General features: G+C 56.2%; 17 protein-coding genes. 7 read left to right on the forward strand and 10 right to left on the reverse strand.

All coding sequences use genetic code 11. The annotated features are described in order from the left end of the window. Nucleotides 1–182 precede the first annotated feature (182 nt). Together ACW9KT_RS02005 and ACW9KT_RS02010 are read right to left on the reverse strand one after the other, a co-directional pair. Nucleotides 183–1214, reverse strand: a complete 1032-nt coding sequence (locus ACW9KT_RS02005) for a 5-methylcytosine restriction system specificity protein McrC (RefSeq protein ID WP_457077716.1) — start codon at nucleotides 1212–1214, stop codon at nucleotides 183–185. 9 nt (nucleotides 1215–1223) lie between these two features. Continuing rightward, a complete protein-coding gene (locus ACW9KT_RS02010) occupies nucleotides 1224–2537 on the reverse strand; it encodes an AAA family ATPase (RefSeq protein ID WP_457077717.1) in 1314 nt (437 codons plus the stop codon). Between the two features lie 337 nt (nucleotides 2538–2874). Between ACW9KT_RS02010 and ACW9KT_RS02015 the strand changes: the two genes are divergently transcribed. The 3 genes from ACW9KT_RS02015 (at nucleotide 2875) to ACW9KT_RS02025 (ending at nucleotide 7143) form a co-directional block, all read left to right on the forward strand. Continuing rightward, nucleotides 2875–5358 (forward strand): M1 family aminopeptidase, encoded by a 2484-nt coding sequence (locus tag ACW9KT_RS02015; RefSeq protein WP_457077718.1) that lies wholly within the window; start codon nucleotides 2875–2877, stop codon nucleotides 5356–5358. Between the two features lie 98 nt (nucleotides 5359–5456). Further along, on the forward strand, nucleotides 5457–5831 hold the full coding sequence (locus tag ACW9KT_RS02020) for a hypothetical protein (protein ID WP_457077719.1): 375 nt from the start codon (nucleotides 5457–5459) through the stop codon (nucleotides 5829–5831). A 193-nt stretch (nucleotides 5832–6024) separates the two neighbouring features. After that, nucleotides 6025–7143 (forward strand): mandelate racemase/muconate lactonizing enzyme family protein, encoded by a 1119-nt coding sequence (locus ACW9KT_RS02025; RefSeq protein ID WP_457077720.1) that lies wholly within the window; start codon nucleotides 6025–6027, stop codon nucleotides 7141–7143. Between the two features lie 114 nt (nucleotides 7144–7257). Here the strand turns inward: ACW9KT_RS02025 and ACW9KT_RS02030 are convergent, their stop codons facing one another. Continuing rightward, a complete protein-coding gene (locus tag ACW9KT_RS02030; protein ID WP_457077721.1) occupies nucleotides 7258–8499 on the reverse strand; it encodes an alpha/beta hydrolase family protein in 1242 nt (413 codons plus the stop codon). A 235-nt stretch (nucleotides 8500–8734) separates the two neighbouring features. On the opposite strand from ACW9KT_RS02030, the gene ACW9KT_RS02035 reads away from it, so the two are divergent. From ACW9KT_RS02035 to ACW9KT_RS02045, 3 genes are all read left to right on the forward strand, one after another. Then, entirely contained in the window at nucleotides 8735–9136 is a 402-nt protein-coding gene (locus ACW9KT_RS02035) for a BlaI/MecI/CopY family transcriptional regulator (RefSeq protein ID WP_457077722.1), read from the forward strand. Continuing rightward, nucleotides 9114–10505, forward strand: coding sequence for a TonB family protein (locus ACW9KT_RS02040; protein WP_457077723.1), 1392 nt, complete (start codon nucleotides 9114–9116; stop codon nucleotides 10503–10505). Before ACW9KT_RS02035 ends, ACW9KT_RS02040 begins: the two co-directional genes overlap by 23 nt. Nucleotides 10506–10660: 155 nt before the next feature. Next, on the forward strand, nucleotides 10661–11683 hold the full coding sequence (locus ACW9KT_RS02045) for a hypothetical protein (protein WP_457077724.1): 1023 nt from the start codon (nucleotides 10661–10663) through the stop codon (nucleotides 11681–11683). Between the two features lie 131 nt (nucleotides 11684–11814). On the opposite strand, the gene ACW9KT_RS02050 is transcribed toward ACW9KT_RS02045, so the two are convergent. Further along, nucleotides 11815–11940 (reverse strand): hypothetical protein, encoded by a 126-nt coding sequence (locus ACW9KT_RS02050; protein WP_457077725.1) that lies wholly within the window; start codon nucleotides 11938–11940, stop codon nucleotides 11815–11817. A gap of 125 nt (nucleotides 11941–12065) precedes the next feature. Further along, nucleotides 12066–13463: a hypothetical protein gene (locus ACW9KT_RS02055; RefSeq protein WP_457077726.1), complete on the reverse strand. Its 1398-nt coding sequence runs from the start codon at nucleotides 13461–13463 to the stop codon at nucleotides 12066–12068. A gap of 278 nt (nucleotides 13464–13741) precedes the next feature. On the opposite strand from ACW9KT_RS02055, the gene pulA reads away from it, so the two are divergent. After that, nucleotides 13742–15760, forward strand: a complete 2019-nt coding sequence (pulA, locus tag ACW9KT_RS02060) for a type I pullulanase (protein WP_457077727.1) — start codon at nucleotides 13742–13744, stop codon at nucleotides 15758–15760. 24 nt (nucleotides 15761–15784) lie between these two features. Here pulA and ACW9KT_RS02065 read toward each other — a convergent pair whose 3' ends face one another. From ACW9KT_RS02065 to ACW9KT_RS02085, 5 genes are all read right to left on the reverse strand, one after another. Beyond that, nucleotides 15785–16387, reverse strand: coding sequence for a pentapeptide repeat-containing protein (locus ACW9KT_RS02065; protein ID WP_457077728.1), 603 nt, complete (start codon nucleotides 16385–16387; stop codon nucleotides 15785–15787). 33 nt (nucleotides 16388–16420) lie between these two features. After that, on the reverse strand, nucleotides 16421–18742 hold the full coding sequence (locus tag ACW9KT_RS02070; RefSeq protein WP_457077729.1) for a patatin-like phospholipase family protein: 2322 nt from the start codon (nucleotides 18740–18742) through the stop codon (nucleotides 16421–16423). Between the two features lie 92 nt (nucleotides 18743–18834). Next, nucleotides 18835–19206 carry a DMT family protein gene (locus ACW9KT_RS02075; RefSeq protein ID WP_457077730.1) on the reverse strand — a complete coding sequence of 124 codons (372 nt, stop codon included), beginning with the start codon at nucleotides 19204–19206 and terminating at the stop codon, nucleotides 18835–18837. Nucleotides 19207–19228: 22 nt separating this feature from the next. After that, complete coding sequence (locus ACW9KT_RS02080) at nucleotides 19229–20197, reverse strand: zinc dependent phospholipase C family protein (protein WP_457077731.1); 969 nt, start codon at nucleotides 20195–20197, stop codon at nucleotides 19229–19231. A gap of 19 nt (nucleotides 20198–20216) precedes the next feature. After that, entirely contained in the window at nucleotides 20217–20969 is a 753-nt protein-coding gene (locus ACW9KT_RS02085; protein WP_457077732.1) for a DUF4241 domain-containing protein, read from the reverse strand. Between the last annotated feature and the right edge of the window lie 9 nt (nucleotides 20970–20978).

Raw genomic sequence — 20978 nt, forward strand, 5'->3', positions numbered from 1 at the left:
TGTTATGCGGGTATTTTTTGCGTCTAAAGCAGCGATGAAGCAGCTAGCTCGTTGCTGTACCAACAGGCGGTCATGCAGAGCGCAGTGAAGCATCGCGCATGTTGATGAGATTAGTAATCTTGCCAAACACGCGAGATGCTTCGCTGTGCTCTGCATGACGGTCTAGTAGGCGAATTGATTTTCTACTCAATCAACTTCAGCAAATCAGCGGCAATGCCTGGCCAGGGCTGGTTCAAATCCAGGGTTACTACGCGCACTGGATGGCCGCCCAAGGTGTAGCGCAAATCTACTTCGCGGGTGGCGGCGGGGTAGAGCAGAACGCCTTCAAGCTGCTGGCTAGGGGGCGAATTTTGGTTCTGCAAATACGCGTACAACTGATACAGGTGCGGCGAAATGAGGCGCTGCCGGTCGTAGCGCGGGCGCAGGGCGGCGCGGTAGTACTTGGTGTCGAGGATAATTTTGCGGTCGGGTGCCTCCAGGGTGGTGTCGGTAATCATGGCGGGCAGCAGGCTCAGGTCATCGGGCTCCTCGGCCGCGGCTTGCCAGCTAATCGTCTCTGATAGCACCCGAAACCGGCGCTGCTCCAGGCGGTAGAAGTTGCGCACGAAGGCCTCAAATAGCTGAGCCATCAGGCGTTCATCGCGTCGGAAATCCACGAAGCGGGTGCGGCCATCGGCGGCCGGCTCGGGCAGGGCACTGCGGTGTATCAGCTCGCACACATTGAGCAGCAGAGCTTCGTGGCCCGTTGGACGGGTGCGACGCACGGCGCGCAGGGCGTGGCTGTTAAGCGGCGTGGGGGGCAAATCGGTGGGGAAATGACGACGCACGGCGCGCAGCTCTTGGCGCAAAGCCGCCGGTACTTGCTGCGCTTTACTGAGTTGTTCCAATGTTCCGAGTAGAACCCGCAAAAAAGGCGTATCCGGCCCCAACTCATCATAAGCGCACACGGCTCGGCCCCGCCGCAGCAAGTCGCGCGATAGGGAAGCATCCAGCAACACCCGGCCCCGCAGCTCGCCCAACTCCTTCTCGCGCTCAGCATACGCCTGCCGCAGCCCTTGCCGCAACAGCCGTCGCGTGCCCGAAAGCAGCACCTGCCCTAGTAACTCCAGCGGCCGATGAAACGTCGTAGCCTCCGCCGCCAGCCACGGCTCCTGCTCGGGCAAGCGGTTCCAGGCATAGCAAAGCAGGTAGTATAGGTTCTGAATGGGAATCATAGCATGAAGCTACCGCAGTAACCGCTTCTTATGAGCCGCCGCTTTAGCAGGTTGATCCAGCCAATACTCATCTAGCAGAGGCGCTATTTCCTGTTCCAGAATAAGCGTCAGCCAGCTTTCGGCGGTAGCAGGGTCGGCTGGCGGCTGGCAGAAGTAGCTGTGTCCCAACTGAAAATCTTCGCCTAAATCGGTATCGTCGCTGATGGCTTGGTTTAGCTCCGTGAGCCGCGCGACCAGCCGCGTGATAACGGCGGCGGGCACGCCTTTTTGCGTTAGAAAACTTTGCAAGGGCGCGCCAAACTCGGGCTGCATTTTTACGAAGGCAAAACGGCGGCGCAGCGCGTAGTCCAGGGGAGCTAGAGAACGGTCGGCGGTGTTCATGGTGCCGATTACATAGAGGTTGTCGGGCACGAAAAACCGCGACGCCTCTGGGGGCGAGTAAGGGAGACGCACGGCATGTGCTGGGCCGCGCTTATCAGCTTCGAGCAACAGCAATAGCTCGCCAAAAATCCGGCTCAGATTACCCCGGTTGATTTCGTCGATCAGTAAAAAATAGGGCTTGCTAGGATCGGTGGCAGCCCGCTGACACACCTCCAGCAGCACGCCTGCCGTTAGGCGAAAAGTGCCCTGGGCATCGGGCCGAAAGCCTTGTACAAAATCCTCGTAGCTGTAGCTGGGGTGAAACTGCACCAACTCCACACGGGCTGCGTCGGTGGCACCTAGTTCCAGCCAAGCCAAGCGGCGGGCCAGAAAGGTTTTGCCCGTGCCGGGCGGACCATGCAAAATCAAGTTGCGCCGTCGCCGCAACGCCGCCAGCGTATCATCCAGCTTTTGCTCCGATATAAACAACTCCTGCAAAGCCGCGGGGTGGTCGTAGGGAGCTGTGGGGGGCAATTTATAGCTGGCAGTCGGCTCGTGTACTTCGGATTGCTGTGCTTTAGTAGCCTTCTCTGGGTGTTGCACCGCACCGGCTTCGCTCGGGCGGCCAGTGTATAAATCCTGCATGGCCTGTTGGGCGGCTACGTCGCCGTCGAGCGGGGAATTGGCTAAGCTGGGGCGCTTGGTAGCCACCGTGAAATCGAGGTGCTCTAGCAGGCCGTTGGTGGGGCCACCAGCGGGCAGCGGCCACTTAGCATCAGTCTGACCGGTAGCAAGGCGGTAAGCCAACTGGGCCACCGGCCGGGGCGGGTAGCGCCGTCCCCGATACACTAGGTCGTAGACGGTGCTGGGGGGCAAATTTAGCCCTTGCCGGTCGATGTGCCGGAGGGCGCGCAGCACATGGTCGCGGGTGAGTTGGGAAGGGTCGAAAGAAGGGGCAGGCATCCGGTTTTAAAGGTAGGAGCAAAACGGATGCGACACTAGAAAGGGTTCGAGAAGCAAGTAAAACCTACGCTGTGACGGCTGTAAAGAGGAAATACAAACAATGACAAACAACTTTTAGGTAACTAGAGCCTTCTTAATAATTGAAAGCAACGCTATACGCTTTATGTAGTAGACCGTCATGCAGAGCGGAGCAAAGCATCTCGCTCGCTTCGTTGAAGTTACTTTTGCAACATCAGCCCGCGAGATGCTTTGCTCGGCTCTGCATGACGGTCTACTACTTAACTAGCCCCTCACGTATACTGTTCTTTCAGCTCCGACTCTCCTCTTTCCTCATTTCATGAAAAAACGCTACACCACTGCAGCGGCCCTATTATTTGCCGCCGTTGCCCTGGCCCAAACGCCGGCGCCCGCGCCACGCGCAACTGCTCCAATCGAATACCAGGAAACAGACCGCAAGATCAACGCTCTGGTTCATACCAAACTCGACCTGCAATTCGACTACAAAAAGCGCTACGCCTACGGCAAAGCCTGGCTAACCCTGAAACCTTACGCCTACGCCACCGACTCCCTGCGACTTGATGCCAAAGGCATGGATATCAAGACGGTGACTTTGATGAATGGCAGCAATCAGCAGCCGCTCAAATACACCTACGCCGACGGGCAAAATCTGCGCATTAACCTGGGAAAAGCGTATCAGCCCGGCGCCGAGTACACCATATATATCGAGTATACCGCCAAGCCTGATGAGCTAAAAACCAAAGGCAGCGCCGCCATCACCGACGCCAAGGGCCTGTACTTCATCAACCCCGACAGCGCCGTGGCCGGCAAGCCCGTGCAGATTTGGACCCAGGGCGAGACCGAAGCTTCCTCGGTGTGGTTCCCCACCATTGACCGGCCGAATCAAAAAACGACCTCGGAAATCAGTCTGACAGTGCCCAGCAAGTACGTGACGTTGAGCAACGGCGCCCTCACCAGCCAGAAGCCGGCCAGCGCGGGCTTGCGCACCGATACCTGGAAGATGGAGCAGCCCCACGCGCCCTACCTCTTCATGCTGGCCGTTGGCGACTTCAAAATCTATAAGGATAAGTGGCAGGGCAAAGACGTAGATTACTACCTCGAGCCAGCCTACGCGCCCTATGCCAAGCAAATTTTTGGTGACACACCTGAGATGATGGAGTTCTTCTCCCAAAAGCTTGGCGTGGCTTACCCCTGGAATAAGTACGCCCAAATAGTGGTGCGCGACTACGTGAGCGGGGCCATGGAAAACACTACCGCCACCCTCCACGGCGACTTTGTACAGCAGACGCCGCGCCAGATGATTGACCGTGACTACGCTGGGGGGCTTTCTGTCATTGCCCACGAGTTGTTTCACCAGTGGTTTGGCGACTACGTAACGGCCGAAAGTTGGAGCAACCTGACCGTAAATGAGTCGTTTGCCGACTTCAGCGAAGGTCTCTGGGCTGAACACAAATACGGCCAGGATGCCGCCGACGCCCACAACTACCGCTACCTGCGCCGCTACCTCGGCAGCCCCCGCGACGCCGTAAAACCGCTGGTGCGCTTCTATTATGAGGACAAAGAGGAGATGTTCGACCTCGTCTCGTACCAGAAAGGCGGTGCCATTCTGCAAATGCTGCGCACCCACCTCGGCGACCCGGTTTTCTTTGCCGGCCTGAACCAGTATCTAACCCAAAATGCCCTCGGTACCGGCGAAGCCCACCAGCTGCGCCTAGCATTGGAAGCCGCCTCTGGCCAAGATTTGAACTGGTTTTTCAACCAATGGTACTTCCAGCCCGGCCACCCCGTCGTAACCATCGATTATGCTTGGGACCCCGGCCGCAAAGTACAGTCGGTGACGGTGAAGCAAACCCAGCCGGGCGAGCCTTTTACCCTGCCGTTGGCCATCGATTTCTATGTGGGGGGCAAAACCCAGCGCCGCAACGTGGTACTGCGCCAGGCCACCGAAACCCTGGAGTTTCCCCTCGCCGCCCAGCCCGACTTGGTGAACGTAGACGCCACCAAAACCATGGTTTGGCAGAAAACGGATAACAAACAGCTGGCCGCTTACGCCTACCAGTACAAAAATGCCCCCCAATTCGTGGATCGGCATGAAGCTATTGTAGCGGCCCAGGCCAAACCCACCGAAGCCGCCGCCCGCAGCATCCTGCTGGCTGGGCTGAACGATAAGTTTTACGGCCTTCGCGGCTTGGCTATTCAGTCACTGAACCTCGAAAACGCTGCCCTACGCAAAGCCGCCGCGCCCACGCTGCGAAAGCTAGCCAGCTCCGACAAGGAAACTGTAGTGCAGGCCGAAGCACTAATGGCGCTGGGCAAGCTCAAGGAAAAGCGCGATGAGAAGCTGTTCGCTCAAAAGCTCAAAAGTGAATCCTACGCCGTGCAGGGCGCTTCGCTTCGGGCCCTAGCGGAAGTGAGCCCGGAGAAGGCTTTAACGCTAGCCAAGGAGTTTGAAGCCGATAAAGAAGGTGGTCTTACCCAAGCCATTACGGAAGTGTATGCCGAGCACGGCACTGCGGCCCAGTGGCCCTACATCCGCGACAAGTTTGATGCAGGAAGCGCCCGCACCAAAGCCATGCTGTTAGAGCCTATGCTCGGCATGATGACCCGCATCGACGACCCGACGGCCTTTTCCGAGAGCCTCGACCGTATTAAGGCGGTAGCCATTCAATACAAGAGCCAGGGCGCCGATAAAATGATTGTTCCCATTCTGCAAGCTGTAAGAGAGAAGAAAACGGGTGCTAACGCCGCCCAGGCCCAGCAAGCCGTAGACAAAGCCGTGCAAGACATCGAGCAAGCGAAGTAAAGGCTAAGTAGCGCCGGCAGGAATTTTCAACATCCAGTCCGTCATGCTTCGCGCCGCTCTGTTCTTTGCTCAATATCTTTACGGCTTAATCGCCACCCATGTCTTCTTCATTAAAGCTGTTTTTACTAATTCTAATTCTTGGGTTCCTTGCCCAGCTGTTCCTGCCTTGGTGGAGCATTACGCCAGTGGCTTTTGTGTTGGCTCTTTGGCTAGGTCATCGAGGCTGGGGGGCTTTTTTAGCGGGCTTTGCTGGTATTGGGTTGGGCTGGCTGGTAATGGCCGCTTGGCTGGATACCCAAAACGGCGGCCACCTCAGTCACCGCGTCGCGGAGCTGATACCGCTAGGGGGCAATAGCTGGCTGCTGATATTAGTAACGGCCATATTGGGCGGACTGGTTGGAGGAGTAGCTGCCTTAGCTGGGGTGTGGCTGCGGCAGGCGCTGGAAAGTAGCAAAGCGTCGGCGGCGCAGTAGAATTCTGCTTTTATAGAAGCGCACAAAGCATAAAGTCCCCGTGGTTTTTCTCAAATGAGCAAAAAGCCACGGGGACTTTGCTTGCTTAGCTGCAGGGCTTCTACCAGGCTGCTAGCCAAACTCAGCGTGGGGGCATTTTGCGCAATTAATGAATGGAAGTTTGAAAAGTTACGCCGTTAGTTAGCTTTACCTCATGCTGCCAACCGCCATTCGCTCCATCGAAATCTTCAAGCTCTTTCTGCCCCTGCACGAGCCATTTGTTATTTCGCTGGGGCCCATCAATGAGGTGCAGAATGTCGTCGTCCGCATACGGACAGCCGACGGCTGCACGGGCTACGGGGAGTGCAGCCCCTACCTCACCATCAACGGCGAAAGCATCGATACGTGCTTTGCCGTGGCGCAGTATTTGGCGCGCGGCCTGCACAGGCACGACGCCCTGGATATTGCTGGTGGCCTGGCTATCATGAACCGTATCATCTACGCCAACAGCAGCATCAAAAGTGCGTTTGACATAGCCCTGCACGACATTGCGGCCCAGCAGGCTGGCCTGCCTCTGTATGCTTTTCTGGGGGGCAAATCCGACAAAGTTCTTACCACTGACATGACAGTGAGCCTTGGCCCACCGGAAAAGATGCAAGCCGATGCCGTCCGGTTTCAGCAGCTAGGTTTTCCCGCCATTAAAGTAAAGCTGGGCGAAACCTTGGCAGCCGACGTGGCGCGCATTCAAGCCATTAGGGAAGGCATCGGCCCCGATCACCCGCTCAGCATTGACGCCAACCAGGGCTGGCACACGGCTGATGCGGCTAATGCCGTGTTGCAGGCCCTGGCGCCTTACCATATTGCCCACTGCGAAGAACCCATTGCTCGTCATCTATTTATGGACTTGAGCCGGGTATCGGCGGCGTCGCCAATTCCTATTATGGCTGACGAAAGCTGCGGTGACGAGCACGACGCGGCCCGCCTTATTCAACTGGGCGCCTGTCCTCAATTCAACATCAAGCTGGGTAAATCCTCAGGCCTGCATCGGGCCCAAAAAATAGTAAATCTGGGCGCCGCTGCCGGCCTGACGTTGCAAGTAGGCGGCTTCATGGAATCGCGCCTGGGCATGACCGCCGCCGCCCACCTCGCCCTCACCAGCGACGCCATCCGCCACTGCGATTTCGATACGCCCCTCATGTACACTGAGGACCCCGTGACTGGTGGCATCCGCTACTTACCTAAGGGCGTAATTGAAGTGCCCGAAACACCGGGTCTGGGGGCCATTATTGACGAAGCTTATTTGCGAAACGCTGAAAAGCAGGTTGTGGAGTAGAGACTCAAATTAGCTTAGCCAGGGAACTCACCCATAACAACACAACGCCCCGTGGCCGCTCGCATCTGAGCAAGGCTACGGGGCGTTGTATTAATGCTTGTTATCGAAAACCGACTATTTCACTTCCTGATACTCACCAAAAAAGGCTAACGCCTCCAGCGTGTACTGCGGCACGGAGGTAAAGTGGTTGCCACCCTTAATGGGGTGCAGCTCCACCTGCGTAGCACCACGGGCACGCATGGCTTTGTAAGCGTTTTCGGAGTTGAAGAACGGCACATAGTCGTCGGCGGTGCCGTGAAAGAGGGCTAGCGGAGCGCGAGGGCGCCAATCGTAGATGTCGTTGTCGCGGAAGGCCGTAGTCATCGGCTGGTCGGTCTTGTTGAGGATACCCGCCCGAAACGGCTCAGTAAATAGCTGCTTGGCCTGCTCCGGCATTTTGGCAAATGGGTTGGCTTGCAGCTGTGTGGCCCAAGGCTCCTGGAAGTAAGTAGCAAGCGGCCGGTTAATGTTGTACACCCGGTTGTAGGTGTCGAGCACCCACACGTAGGAGCTTAGGAAGTTCAAGGGCTGATCCGACTTCAGAATGTAGTCAGCAAAAGCTGACTTGTTGTACGCCCCTGCGCCGGGTGCGCTGGCCGTGACGGTAAACTCCGTCGCGTGCTTCTCCTCAATTAGCTTGTGCAGAGCCAATGTAGCGAATCCGCCTTCGGAGTAACCCAGCAGGAAGTTCTTGTTGTTCAGCTTAATGTCTTCCTTTTTGCTGAACTCCCGGGCCGCGCGCAGCATATCGAGCGAGGCTGACGCCAGTGAGGCCGCGTGCTCATAGGGATGAGGCAGATTTTTGGAAGCGCCGTAGCCGATGTAGTCAGGCGCCACCACCATATAGCCCGACGAAGCCAGCACTGATATAGCCGTGTACAACTCGCCGCCGGAGCGGTAGTAGGAGGGAGCGCGCCCTTCATCTTTGGGCGAGATAGTGCCATGCTGATAGCTCAGTAGCGGCAGCGGCTCCGTCGTAACTGGTACCAGCACCGCGCCTGAGGCCGTCACTAGCTGTCCATCGGTATTGGGCGTAGTGTACGTCAGCTTATACACCCGGATGGGGTAGCGGGTAAGGGCGCTAACGATGGGCAGATCGGGTACACGCTTGGCTAGCTCGGCGGGTGTGTACTCACCAATGAGGGTACTGTTAAGCAGGCGGTTACTTTCAACCGGAACGACTGGCGCGGCCGGTGCAGTAGGTATCTCGGCAGCTGGTAAAGCCGGCTCTTTGGTGCAGCTCCAGCCGGGCGCTAGTAGCAAGCTCAGCCAGAGTAGGGAAGCAAAATATGGCAAACGACGAGTGTTAATTTTCAAGGGAAGTAGAATAATAATGGGCTAGTCTTTCTTCTTAACACCTTTTAGCTCAAAAGATTTCGTGTTAATGAAGAGAATAGAGTGAAGTCGTCTACAACACGCTAGGAGTTGAAGGGCCGTCATTCTTTATCGTGATAACGCTGTTCGGCGGGGCATAAAAAATAATTAACTAAGTAAATAGTTGTTTAACTAAAATATTAGTTATAACTTCATTTCGATGAAAAGCCCCCCACACATGCAAACCTTTCCTGAACTCACCCGTGCCGAAGAGCAGGTGATGCAAGTGCTCTGGCAGCGCGGTCCGTCCTTCGTAAAAGAAGTGTTGGCGGAAATGCCCACTCCGACGCCCGCCTACAATACTGTTTCGACTATTATCCGCATTCTGGAGCAGAAAGGCTTTGTGGGTCACGAAGCTTTCGGCCGAACCCACCGTTACCAGGCGTTAGTAGCCCAAGACGAGTACCGTCGGTTCTCGCTGCGCAAGCTGCTGGGGGGCTATTTTGGTAATTCCTTCCCCCAGTTGGTTTCGTTTTTTGCCAAGGAAGAAAATCTCGATGCTGCTCAGCTCGACGAGCTTCTTCGCCACGCTTCCCAACCTCCAACCGCCGACTCCGATGAACCCAATCAGCCTGCTTGAGTGGATGAGGCTTAGCACGGTGCTGCTAGGCGTATGGTGGCTCTGCTATCGGCTAGCCTTGCGCGGCGAGCGGAGCTTCGCTTATAATCGCGCCTTTTTAGTGCTTGGGCCTGTACTAGCCGCGAGCCTGCCGTTGCTGCCTGTTGGCTGGCCTACCGTCTGGGGCGCTACTCCGGCCGCTTTAACCGGAATTGCCACGGTGTTGCTGCCAACCGCCCATATTGGAGCCTTGGGTAATAGTTCTACGGAAATCAGCTGGGCGCAATGGCTCCTGATGGGCTACATGGGCGGAGTGCTCATCATGTTAGGGCATCTCGGCTTTGGGCTAGGGAAGCTGTGGCTCAACACGCGCACGCTGCCCCGCGAGAAACACGAGGGCTACACCCTGGTACGAACCCACGGACAGCTGCCAACTAGCTCCTTTGGCCAGCTGGTATTCTGGGATGAAACCTTGCCCCTAACTGTCGCCGAAGCCAAGCAAGTGCTGCGCCACGAGCTAGCCCACGTGCGCCAAGGCCACACCTACGACCGCCTGCTGCTGGAAGTGCTGCGCGCCGTGCTGTGGTTCAACCCTTTTGTGCATCTGTGTGCCCAGGCCCTAACGCTTACCCACGAGTTTTTGGCCGATGCTGCCGCGTTGGGCTCCGAAGCAGAAATTTCGCCCGCTCCTGAGTCTTACACGCGCCTACTTGCCCGCCAAGTAGCTACGCACCTCGGGTTTTCAGTTCCGCTCACGCACTCGTTTTCTCATTCCCAAACCTTACGTCGCATTGCCATGATTCACCGGACTTCCCCCGTACACCGCTGGAAACAGTGGCTCGCCTTGCCACTAGTGGCCTTATTGACTTTCACTGTCGCTTGTGAGCGAAACACGGAGTCAATCGTCCCACCCAAGCGCACTTCATCGCAAAGTGCCGAGATGCCACCGCCTCCGCCTCCAAAGCGCGTTACTGTATCATCCTCGTCCGGTAAGCAAACCCTCGCATCTTCTTCATCTGATGGAGTTTATACCTATGTAGATGAGATGCCGCTTTTTCCCACTGGGAAGAATGAGGATATGGTATTGTTCCTACAAAGCAAGATTAAGTACCCTGCCGAGGCTGTGCGCAACAAGGTGGAAGGCAAAGTTTTCGTTGCTTTCACAGTAGGAAGTGACGGGCAAGTAAGTGATGCGGTTATTACAAAAGGTATTGGCTCAGGTTGCGACGAAGCAGCACTGAATGCCGTCCGCCAACTGCCGCGGTTTAATCCAGGAAAGCAAGACGGTAAGCCTGTATCAGTACGCTTTACGGTGCCAATTCAATTTGCGCCTTACTCTGCCCCAATCAGTAATATATTCGGCGGCTTAACCGGTTTAAAAGGTTGCTAAAGTATAATTCGGAGGCTCCATAGAGCCTACTAAGAGGACAAACCGCTTGAAAAGCTCCGAATTTTGTCGGGGCTTTTCTGCGTTTAGGTCAACGCTAACTGTCCGAAATGGGCTAACTTGCGGGTAGTTTTGGCCTTCTAATCAAGCTTTATTCAGTGTTGTTACCGTTTTCGCCGCGTCACGCCATAGTGGCCGCCACCTTAAGCCTCTTTTCTCTGTCTGCTTTGCCCAGCTGTGGCACCCGCTCCGACGGAGAAACTCCCGCCGCCAAAGCTTCGGTTGAAGCAGCCAAGCCTGCTCCCCTCGATTCGGCAGCGCTGAAAGTAGCGGCCATGCGCCGCGACTCGCTCAAAGCCGACTCTATTGTGAAGGCCAATGGACAGCTGCCAGGAGCCATTTTGCCAGGCAAGCGCATCGTGGCATTCTACGGCAACATTCGGGCGAAAGGCATGGGTATTCTGGGCCGTGAGCCCAAGGAACAGATGTTCCGCAAGTTTGATAAGGTTATCAAGGAGTGGGAAGCGGCTGACCCCAGCATTCCAGTGCAGCGAGCCATTCACAATGTGACCATCACAGCCCAGGCCGCGCCTGGCAAAGACGGCAAATACCGCCTGATGAACTCAAAAGCCACCATTGAGGAAGTTATTCAGTGGGGCAAAGAGCACAATTGCATCGTATTCTTGGACGTGCAGGTGGGCCTAAGCAACCTGGAAAACGAGTTGCACAAGCTGGAGCCATATCTGAAAGACCCGATTGTACACATGGGCATCGACCCAGAGTTTGCTATGGAAACCAAGGGCGTGAAGCCCGGCCGCAAAATCGGCACCTTCGACGCCAAGGATGTGAACTACGCCGTGAAGTTTCTGGCCCGCATCGTGAGCGAGAACAATTTGCCCCCCAAGGTGCTCACCGTGCATCGCTTCACTCAGGGCATGATTACCAACTACAAAAACATTAAGACTGACCCCCGCGTGCAGATTGTGATGCACATGGATGGTTGGGGCGACCCAACCCTGAAGAAGGATTCTTACAAAGCCTACATTCAGAGGGAGCCCGTACAGTACACCGGTTTCAAGCTGTTCTACGAGTACGACAACCGCCCCGCTCCCCATCACATCATGACGCCAACAGAAGTACTGGCCCTCACGCCTAAGCCACTGTACATTCAGTATCAATAGGAGAGGTAGTGAAATTGTGAGGATTTGAAAGGTGTAGATTCATAAGTTCACTTGCATAAAAAGCCTCCCAGACTAGTTTGGGAGGCTTTTTTGTGTCTTACCTATAACTTCCATCACTCACCACTTCACCTCTAATGAGCTGCGTTCAGGTCGACGGCTTCGCCGGATCGGTTGCGCTTGATAATGATGCGCTTGATAATGAATAGTAGGGACACGCAGAGCAGAAAGAAAACAACAATCAGCAGGAAGGCCCTCACAGCGCAAGGGCGGGTGAGCAGGCCCAATGGCGCGGCCGTTTTATGGATATGAACTCCAAAACCCCGGAAGCTCAGATGAAAAAGCTGGGCATCCGGCGAATGGTAGGCGTGGAGGAGGGGCCAGGCTAAAGCGTCCGGGTTTTCATCTTGCGCAGCTCGTCCTTGAGGTTAGTCGTCGGCTGGCCTTGTTTTTTGGCGAGATCAACGGCCTTTTGCTGAGTTGCCTCCGCCTCAGCGTTCAGCCGAAGCGCGTACAGCAAGTGGGCTAGGGTATCATAATAGGCAGGCCGCGGGTCTAGCTCGATCGTGCGCTGGCTCCACCGCATGGCTTGCACTAGGTAGTTGCTGCGCCGCGTGCCGGTCGTGTACACGGCCCAAGCCCCATTATTCAAATCCATAGCGTAGGTGTCTGGCATCTTGGTATTGGAATCTACCCAAACCATTTTTACCGTGGAGTCGGGTTTAGCCAGGTTGGGGTACGGCGGCGGATTTTGAAAAGGTCCCCTCCGCGCACGCTGCGCCGCCTGCTGGCGTCGTACTGTATCCGCCGGCTTAGCCATATAGTGCTGCTCGTAGTAACGAACTAGCAAGGGTAAGTACTGCGTGGTATCGCGAACGGCCTGATAGTAGCGCATCATGTTTTGGTCGTAGACGCGGGCTCCCGTCTGGTAATCACGACTCGCGGCCCAGGAGCCGCGCGCGAAATTAGCGCCGAGCACAGCTAGTCGGGGGTCGCGGCGCGCAATGGCTTCCCGTATAGTATGATCAATGATCGAGGTATTAATAGCCGACCGCTGAGCGAGCGGCAGCGTGGTATACAAACTATCGACCAGGCGCTTGTTAAGACGCGCAAGCTTATGGGCCCGGCTATCTACCACCGGGCCGCATTCATGCACAAACACTACTTCCGAAAAACGGTCGAAGGCCTTTACCGGCAGATCTTGCACGTAGGCGTCCAGCAGGTCAGTGCTGATAGGGGCGCCGATGCTGCGCTGGGCGGTGATATACTGGCGCAGAAACGGTGCGCTGCGCTCGCCTTGGGCATAGCGCTTCTCCAACTGGCTTAGGTTGTCGGGGCTGGCCAGCTTCTGGCGAAACGTTTCGATGTCGCGCAGGTAGCGCTGCGGATCGCGCGTACTGCCGAAGCTGCGGTGCAGCACAGTGCCATCGGGGTGCAGATACAGATAAGTTGGAAACGTATTTACGTGATAGCGCTGCGCCACCCGGCGGCCCTGAGGCGTACCGAAGGAGGCTTGCACCAGCAAAAAATCGCGCTGTAATACACTAGCTACGGCCGCATCATCTAGGCTCGAGCCGTAATGCTTTTCGACGTTTTCCTTCGACGTGCCAGGAGGAATTACGGGCGCGTTCAACAATAAGAAAACAGGCTTTTGCAGCCGCTGAGCTCGCTCAAGCACGTTGTTGAGTGAGTCCTTTTCAAAGCGCAGCTTTTGCGCCGAAGCAGTAATGGCTGTCAGAAGTAAAAGCACGGCCAATACTTGGCGAATACATCTAATTTTCATTGAGTCACGCAGGATAAATGCATAGAAAAGTAAGCTGCCCGAATGTACTGGAAAACGGCTTGCTGTAGGCCAGTTTTGTAGGCTACTTCAGCGGCCTGGTTGTGCTATGCCTTTCTTTCCTGAGTTGGGGGCATTTTCAGAATGTAATGGAGTTGGTTAACTGAAATAGGAGAACCGTAAACAGACGCGTTGAATCTTACAGGTTGGCCCCATAAAAAATGCCCCCCAGGTTCGGCAAGTACCGCCGAAAGCCGAACTTAGGCTGCTCAATATGCTCTATGAAACTTCTTGCACTGTTGCCGCTGCTATGCCTGCTGACCGCCTGCGCCGTTAAGCCATCTACTACTGCTCTGCCCGGGTTGCCTGATTTTGCCAGCTACCCGGTGTATCACGGGCCTGATCTGGGCCTTACGTTCCAGGAGGGGCGCGCCACGTTGCGGGTGTGGGCGCCTACGGCCGAGGCCCTGCACCTCAAGCTCTACACGGCTGGCACGGGCGGCGCGTCCGTAGCCGATTTCGCTATGCAGAAAGCCGAAGCTGGCACCTGGACCTACACGCTGCCTGCTCAGCCCGCCGGCCGCTTTTATGTAGTGCAAGCCACTATTGGGGGGCAAAAAATGGCCGAAGTGCCCGACCCGTACGTGCACGCCGTGGGTCTAAACGGGGAGCGCGGCGCCCTGCTTGATCCGGCCACCGTGAATCCTATGGGCTGGCTGGATGACCGGCGCCCCACATTAGCCAAGCCCACCGACGTAATTATTGGGGAGCTGCACCTGCGCGACCTTTCCATGCACCCGGAGTCGGGCATTGAGCACAAGGGCAAATACCTGGGCTTATCTGAAGGCAGCACCCGCGGCCCCAACGGCGTGAGCACTGGGCTGGACCATCTCACCGAGCTAGGCATCAGTCATGTACACGTACTGCCGACCAATGATTTTGCTTCCATCGACGAAAGCAAGCTCAGCGAAAACCGCTACAACTGGGGCTACGAGCCCCTGCACTTCACCGTGCCCGAAGGCTCTTTCGCCACTGACCCCACCGACCCCGCGGCCCGGATTCGGGAGCTAAAGCAAGTGGTGCAAGCCCTACACCGTCGTGGCCTGCGGCTAGTGTTCGACGTAGTGTATAATCACACCACCGATGCCGGCCGCACCAGTTTCGAGCAGCTCGTGCCCGGCTATTATTATCGTCACAACGCCGATGGTAGCTACTCCAACGCTACGGCCTGCGGCAACGAAATTGCCTCGGAGCGGCCGATGGTGCGCAAGCTCATTGTGGAGTCGGTAGCGTACTGGGCCCGCGAGTACCACGCCGATGGGTTTCGGTTTGACTTGATGGGCGTGCTGGACCTGGAGACTATGCGCGCCGTGCGCGTGGCTTTGGATCAGCAAGATCATAGCATTCTGGTGTATGGCGAAGGCTGGGCAGCGGGCCCCAGCCCCTTGCCCGAAGCGGCGCGGGCTGTGAAGGCCAACGTGCAGCGCCTCGACCGCATTGCTGCCTTCAGCGACGAGCTGCGAGATGGCGTGCGGGGACATGTATCGCGGCGCGAAGAACCGGGCTTTGCCAGTGGGCAGCCGGGGCTGGAGGAAAGCGTCAAGTTCGGTATTGTGGCGGCCACCGAGCACCCCCAGATAGACTATACAAAGGTCAACTACAGCAAAGCACCCTGGGCCAGCACGCCCGCCCAAACTATCAACTATGTAGCCTGCCACGATGATCAGCTGCTCTGGGACAAGCTTAAGTCTTCAAATCCCGGCGCCACAGAAGCGGAGCTGATTCAGCGAGATTTGCTTAGCAATACCATCGTGTTTACCTCCCAAGGCATTCCCTTCCTGCCCATCGGCGACGAGTTTTTGCGGACCAAAGGCGGCTCGCATAATTCCTTCAACCAACCCGACAGCATCAACCAAATTGACTGGAGCCGCAAAGCCCGCTACGCGCCGGTGTACGAGTTTTACCGCCAGCTGCTGGCCTTGCGCCGCGCCCACCCGGCCTTCCGTTTGCCCACCCGCGAGCTGGTCCAGCAACACCTAGAGTTTTTCCCGAATTTGCCCCCCGGCACCATCGCCTACCGCCTGCGCGACCACGCCGGCGGCGACGAGTGGCGCAATATTGTGGTGGCCTTCAACGGCAACCGCACTCCCGCAACGGTAACCGTGCCTGAAGGCAACTACACGCTGGTGCTGCGCGGCGACCAACTTAAGCTCGAAGGAATTGAAAAAATGCCCCCCAGAACCGCCCCGTTTGCCCTGAAAATGTCCCCCAGCACTGCTATGATTCTGGTGGAAAAGTAAACACCACTTAGCAAGCAAGGCCAATTAAGTGACGATTATATCGTACTTGCTTAGCAGGCCAGGCAGGCCTTCTAGGCTGAAGCGAGCTTTTTTCACTGAGTTGCTATCGGGGTCGATGAGGAAGCCCGTGGCGGTGGTGAAATCAGCTGCAGTGAGCTGGGTTTGCTCGAATATTGCCCCCGTCAGGGTACACTCCTGAAAGACGGCTTCCGTGAGGTCGGTGTAGGAGAAATCAACGTCGTTCAGCACACAGTGAGTGAAGCGGGTGCCGCGCATGCGCTTGCCATGAAAAGAAGCGTACGGGAGCTGGCAGTGGGCAAGCTCTACCTCAAAGAGCAAATCCCGACAGGCCGAAAACTGCACGCCTGAGAGCTTACATTCCCGAAACGCCACGTGCTGAAATGCCGCGCCTGCCAGTGTAGCCAGCGACAGATTGCAGCGCTCAAACAGACAGTCGCTAAAGCGCTTATTCGTTAGGTCAGCACCCGAAAAGTCACTGCCTACGAACCGGCACTGCTCAAACTCCTGCTGGGGGGCAATTTCGGCCGCGGTCCAGCGCTCAAACACATTTTCAGGTGGATAAACGGTCGGCTTGCGAGCAGCCGGAGTGGTACGCCGTGCTTTCATAATGCAGGTAAAAATGCGGTGCTGGCCCTGGACTTATTCCAACGAGCGGCCATGAAAAAGCAAGAAGCCAATGTGGCCAAATACGCCAAAGCGCTTCGCTGCGTCGTCGTAATAAATGCCGTGCAAAGCCAGCGGGCCAATCGGCGTTTGATACACGAAACCGGTACTGGCCGTCAGGCGTGGCCGATCGAAGCCGGAAACCAGATCGGCGCGCTGGCCTTCGGTATCGCGCAGCGGACGATACACAAGGTGTGCAAAAGCCTCGGAACGCCATTCCAACTTGCTGGCCAGCAGACTCTGTGAGAAGCGCAATCCGGCCGCAGCATAGCGCGGTGAGCGGTAATTGTCCAGAAATAACGTGCGCGAATCGACCAGCGGCGAGAACACCGGCGAGGTGGTTACGGAGGAGCGATAATTGGCAAACCGAGCCTGCCCACTGATAACTACCTCACCAAAATAGCCCCACACTTGCTTCTTGCTCGGGAGCATGAAGTACTGCTCGGTGGTGGCCGAGAGTTGCAGCCACTGGTGCGGGTCGCGGTACTCGCCGGCGAATACAGACGTGGAACCGGGACTGTATATCTCGGTGCCGCGGACGCCACGTATGCTGGCCAGCGCTCGCCGCCCCGCCGTAGGGTACTGCTTGCGATTCAGGGAGTTGCGGCTGTAGCGAATTGCCGCCGTCAGGCCCCGGAAGCTAGTGCGGTCCAGCACGTCGCTCGACGATATTTCGCGTGTATTAGCGTAGTTATCTTGATTGCCGAAGTAGCCTGCTTCCAACGAAACACGGCTTCGGTACCGCGGGCTAATTCCCACTTGCACGCCTAAAGCCAGGTCACTCTGCTCGATGAGGGTGTTCTGAATATCGCGCCCCAGCAGGCCGCCGGTTTGTTGATAGCTCCAGTTGTTATACGTCACGCTGGGCTCCACGAAGAAGGGAAGCTTTTCCGGGATGCTGACCCGGAAACGGCCCTGCACAGCATTATAAAACCGCCCTAGGTTGGCATTCACGGCGGCCGAATACAGGTATTTAGTCAGCAGGCGATACTCTAGGCCCACGTAAATATTGTCGACGGCCCGCGTAGCCAGCACAAAGCCGGCCTCCGCCGAAAGGTTGTTGTTTTGGCGGGCATCAATGCTGAAAACGTAGCCTTTTTGCTCTTTATCGTAGCGAATGCGGGGGTAGATATTGCGGAAAAAATCGTCGGCGGCCAGGCGGTAGTAGCCTTCCTCAATCTCGTCAACGGAATAGTTGCGGCCTTCGCGGCGGAAAAACCGACTCACGTAGGTGTTCTGTCTTTCGGCTAGGCCCTGCACCGTGACTTGCTTAAATACTGGAGTCGGCGCTGATCTTTGGAAGTCGCCGCGGCGACTGGCCAACGCCAGCGTATCTACGCGGCGCGGAATGCGCCTCAGCAACTGTGGCAGCTTTTCCTGGGTTGCCTTTTCGCCGAGCTCAATCAGCTCCCGTACCTTATCGAAATCGGTGCCGCCGTAGCCCTCCAGCGACGGCTGGATAAACACACCATTTGGCCCCACGGCCAGCGTGTCAGCCACATCAGCCCCCAAAAACACGATGGAACCTAGCAACAGCTGGTCGTCTTTCTCGAAGGGATACTTCTTGTAGGCCACATCGCCTACATTCACCCCAATGATAACATCAGGCTTAAACTCTGCCCGCATTACGTCGGTGGGAAAGTTGTTGTAAATGCCGCCATCGAAGAGGTAGCGGCCGTCGGTGTTGCGAATAGGACGAAATACCAGTGGCACGGCCATGGAGTTGCGCACGGCATCGGCCAGGGAGCCTTTGGCCTGAATAACCTGCTGACGAGTAAATACTTCGGCCGCCAGGCAGCGGAAAGGAATAAACAGGTTATTGAAATCGTAGTTGGCCGCCGCGGCCGCCGGCGCCAGAAACTTGGCCAGCGCAAAGTTCAGGTTGACGTCGTTGATCAGATTAGGTGAAATACGGGTATTCAGCGACGAATCGACGGCCACGCCTACGCGTAGGGCAGCCGGCGCGGCGTCGGCGTTCAGGTAGTTGAAGCTCTTGTCTTGGAGCTGCTCACCGGATACCCAATACTGGAAGTCGGGTCGAGTTACAATCTCTTCAATCTCTTCGGGCGAGTAGCCGGCCGCGTACATGGCGCCCACCACCGAGCCCATACTCGTGCCGATGATGTAATCGATAGGAATCTTGTTCTTCTCCAGCACCTTCAGCACGCCTACGTGCGCCAACCCTTTGGCGCCGCCCCCACTTAGTACCAACCCTACTTTCTGGGCTTGGGCCGTTGAGGCAGGCCAGCCAACTACCCCAACCAGCAGGCCAAGGAAAAGAAACCAAGTAAACTTCATAGAAACAAACACCACAAAAAGCCCCCCAGAAACGGTGGGTTAAACTGGACAGTAGGGCTGGGGGGCAAATTAGCGCTTTCCGACCGCGCCAATCACCACTTCCGGAAAATGACATACACCGCCGCCACCAGCAAGCCGAAGCCCACCGCATGATTCCAGGCTAGTTTATCGGTCTTGAAAACATACACGGCACACAGCGCAAAAACGCTCAGAGAAATAACCTCCTGAATGACTTTGAGCTGAAATAAATTAAACGGCCCGCCATTCCCCGTAAACCCAATTCGGTTGGCTGGAACCTGAAATACGTACTCAAAAAAGGCTAGCCCCCAGCTAATTAGAATAACGCCTACCAGCCCGAGGCCGTGCAACCAGCTTATCTTCTTGAACTGCAAGTGCCCGTACCAGGCAAAGGTCATAAATAGGTTAGAAACGGTGAGCAGCAGAATGGTGTAGATGGCTTTCATAGGTGCAAGGTTGAGGGCCGTATTACTCCTCATGCCCCGGAATACTGCGCAGGGGGGCATTTTTCAGGTCGGCGCTTTCCTTATCCAAGCGGCGCTGCTCGGCGGCCGATATGCTGGGGGGCAAATTGCGCAGGTCGGGCTGCCCAGCATTCACCCAGCAAGTATACCAGAAGGCGCCTACCAGCTGCACCGCCCGGCGCATCTGCCGCTCCACTTGCCCATGCAGGCGCTCGTGGTAGGCCCGGCTAAAGTCGCGCGAGTACACGCGGACGGCTCCCTGAGCGCCGCGCTCCTCAAAGCCGTATTTGCGGTCATCGGGAAAGCGTGCGGTTAGCTCGCGCTCAAAGCGGAGGACCGAGTCCACGGCTGCATTGGACCGCTGTACGGCTTCCCAAATGCTAAATGCTGGCTTGTCGAGGTAGGGCGCTGGGCCGGTAAAAAAGTCGTAGTTGGCGCTCAGCAGCTCGGGCAAGCGGCTTTCCCACAGCCCATGAATACCGCGCTGCCCGGTTAGCTGCCCATTGTAGTTGCGCGTGGTGTGCAAAGGCACGCAGGCATCAGCCACATAGTGACCCAGATCGGCCGAAAGATGCAGAATCCGGTCGGCGTCGCGGGTTCGGAAAGCTTCCGTAAGCTGTAGCTGCATGCGGGCCACGTGCCAGGGCACAATTCCGTGGCGTTGGAGCGTGTCTTCGCCGTAGTGAGCCACTGCGTCGGCCCAGCTGCGGGGCAGGCGCACCAAGGCGCTGTCGCCGTAGGCCTCCACGTCCAGAAAGTGGCGCGCCGCCTCTCCCGGCACCACGGCCCGGCGCTGATCGGGCCGGGTGGCGTGATCGGTGAGGTAATCGATGTGCTTTTTATAAAAGCCCAGCATCTCGGCAGGCAGCGTAAACACGGCCAGCCGATTGATGAGCCGATGCCCGAAGAAGCCCCACGCCTGCGGCTGCAAAGGCAGCAGCAAGAGCAACAGGAGCAGCGGGAGCTTCTTCATAATTAATAAGGGTTGATAACTAATTATTTAACCAGTCTACTACTTGAAAATCAGTTAGCAAACGGCAGGGCTTTCCAGCTTTATCAAAGCCGATGTATGTTGCATAACTACCATCTCCAAATCCAGTAGAAAACGCAGCAATGACATGGTCATTGACTGTATATAATAAACCGGGTAGTGGCTTCGGGTCGTCTAGTTTAAATCCTCGTATAAAAATCTTGTCCCAAGCTGCCCTTTCAGAGCTTAGAAACTGGTTAAAGGGCTTATAAGTATTCTGGTCTAAAAACATGCCGACGCCGGCATCTACACTATATCCGTAAATCTTTTCGCTTTTAACAGGAAGCGTCTGCTGGCCCTTTATAAGAGCTAGTTCCCATCTCGCAACAGCTTCATTCGAGAATAGTACTCGTGCGAATGCTACTCGCTCGTCATGTTCAAAATCCGCCAAGGCTAATTCAACTGGAAAATGCCCCTTTTCAAAAACCTGTGTGAAAGGTTCATCGCGCAGAGCTACAGGATCTGAAGCAATTAAATAGCCCGAAGTTACTGGTAGATTTCCCAAGAAAACTCGTTGAAAATGAATACTCAACGAATCTTGAGATACTTGTGTGTCCGGAAAAAAAGCTGATTCAAAGAGTATAGGTTCAGCTGTTACGGTGTAAAGTGGACATTGTACCGTGGGAATCTCGGGAGCTAGAACGCCATTGCTAGAGGAAACAGGAGCGCAGGAGATAGCTAATACGCTACCCAGCAGAATGAGAAGTTTTTTCATTGAGCCTCT

The sequence above is a fragment of the Hymenobacter sp. HD11105 genome, from assembly GCF_054051685.1.

Excerpts from the sequence above, each read along its gene's own strand:
- ACW9KT_RS02015 (WP_457077718.1), top strand. The coding sequence starts at position 2,875 with ATGAAAAAACGCTACACCACTGCAGCGGCCCTATTATTTGCCGCCGTT.
- pulA (WP_457077727.1), top strand. The coding sequence starts at position 13,742 with ATGAAACTTCTTGCACTGTTGCCGCTGCTATGCCTGCTGACCGCCTGC.
- ACW9KT_RS02010 (WP_457077717.1), bottom strand. The coding sequence starts at position 2,537 with ATGCCTGCCCCTTCTTTCGACCCTTCCCAACTCACCCGCGACCATGTG.
- ACW9KT_RS02070 (WP_457077729.1), bottom strand. The coding sequence starts at position 18,742 with ATGAAGTTTACTTGGTTTCTTTTCCTTGGCCTGCTGGTTGGGGTAGTT.
- ACW9KT_RS02040 (WP_457077723.1), top strand. The coding sequence starts at position 9,114 with ATGAACCCAATCAGCCTGCTTGAGTGGATGAGGCTTAGCACGGTGCTG.
- ACW9KT_RS02035 (WP_457077722.1), top strand. The coding sequence starts at position 8,735 with ATGCAAACCTTTCCTGAACTCACCCGTGCCGAAGAGCAGGTGATGCAA.
- ACW9KT_RS02055 (WP_457077726.1), bottom strand. The coding sequence starts at position 13,463 with ATGAAAATTAGATGTATTCGCCAAGTATTGGCCGTGCTTTTACTTCTG.
- ACW9KT_RS02065 (WP_457077728.1), bottom strand. The coding sequence starts at position 16,387 with ATGAAAGCACGGCGTACCACTCCGGCTGCTCGCAAGCCGACCGTTTAT.
- ACW9KT_RS02005 (WP_457077716.1), bottom strand. The coding sequence starts at position 1,214 with ATGATTCCCATTCAGAACCTATACTACCTGCTTTGCTATGCCTGGAAC.
- ACW9KT_RS02020 (WP_457077719.1), top strand. The coding sequence starts at position 5,457 with ATGTCTTCTTCATTAAAGCTGTTTTTACTAATTCTAATTCTTGGGTTC.
- ACW9KT_RS02085 (WP_457077732.1), bottom strand. The coding sequence starts at position 20,969 with ATGAAAAAACTTCTCATTCTGCTGGGTAGCGTATTAGCTATCTCCTGC.
- ACW9KT_RS02080 (WP_457077731.1), bottom strand. The coding sequence starts at position 20,197 with ATGAAGAAGCTCCCGCTGCTCCTGTTGCTCTTGCTGCTGCCTTTGCAG.
- ACW9KT_RS02075 (WP_457077730.1), bottom strand. The coding sequence starts at position 19,206 with ATGAAAGCCATCTACACCATTCTGCTGCTCACCGTTTCTAACCTATTT.
- ACW9KT_RS02025 (WP_457077720.1), top strand. The coding sequence starts at position 6,025 with ATGCTGCCAACCGCCATTCGCTCCATCGAAATCTTCAAGCTCTTTCTG.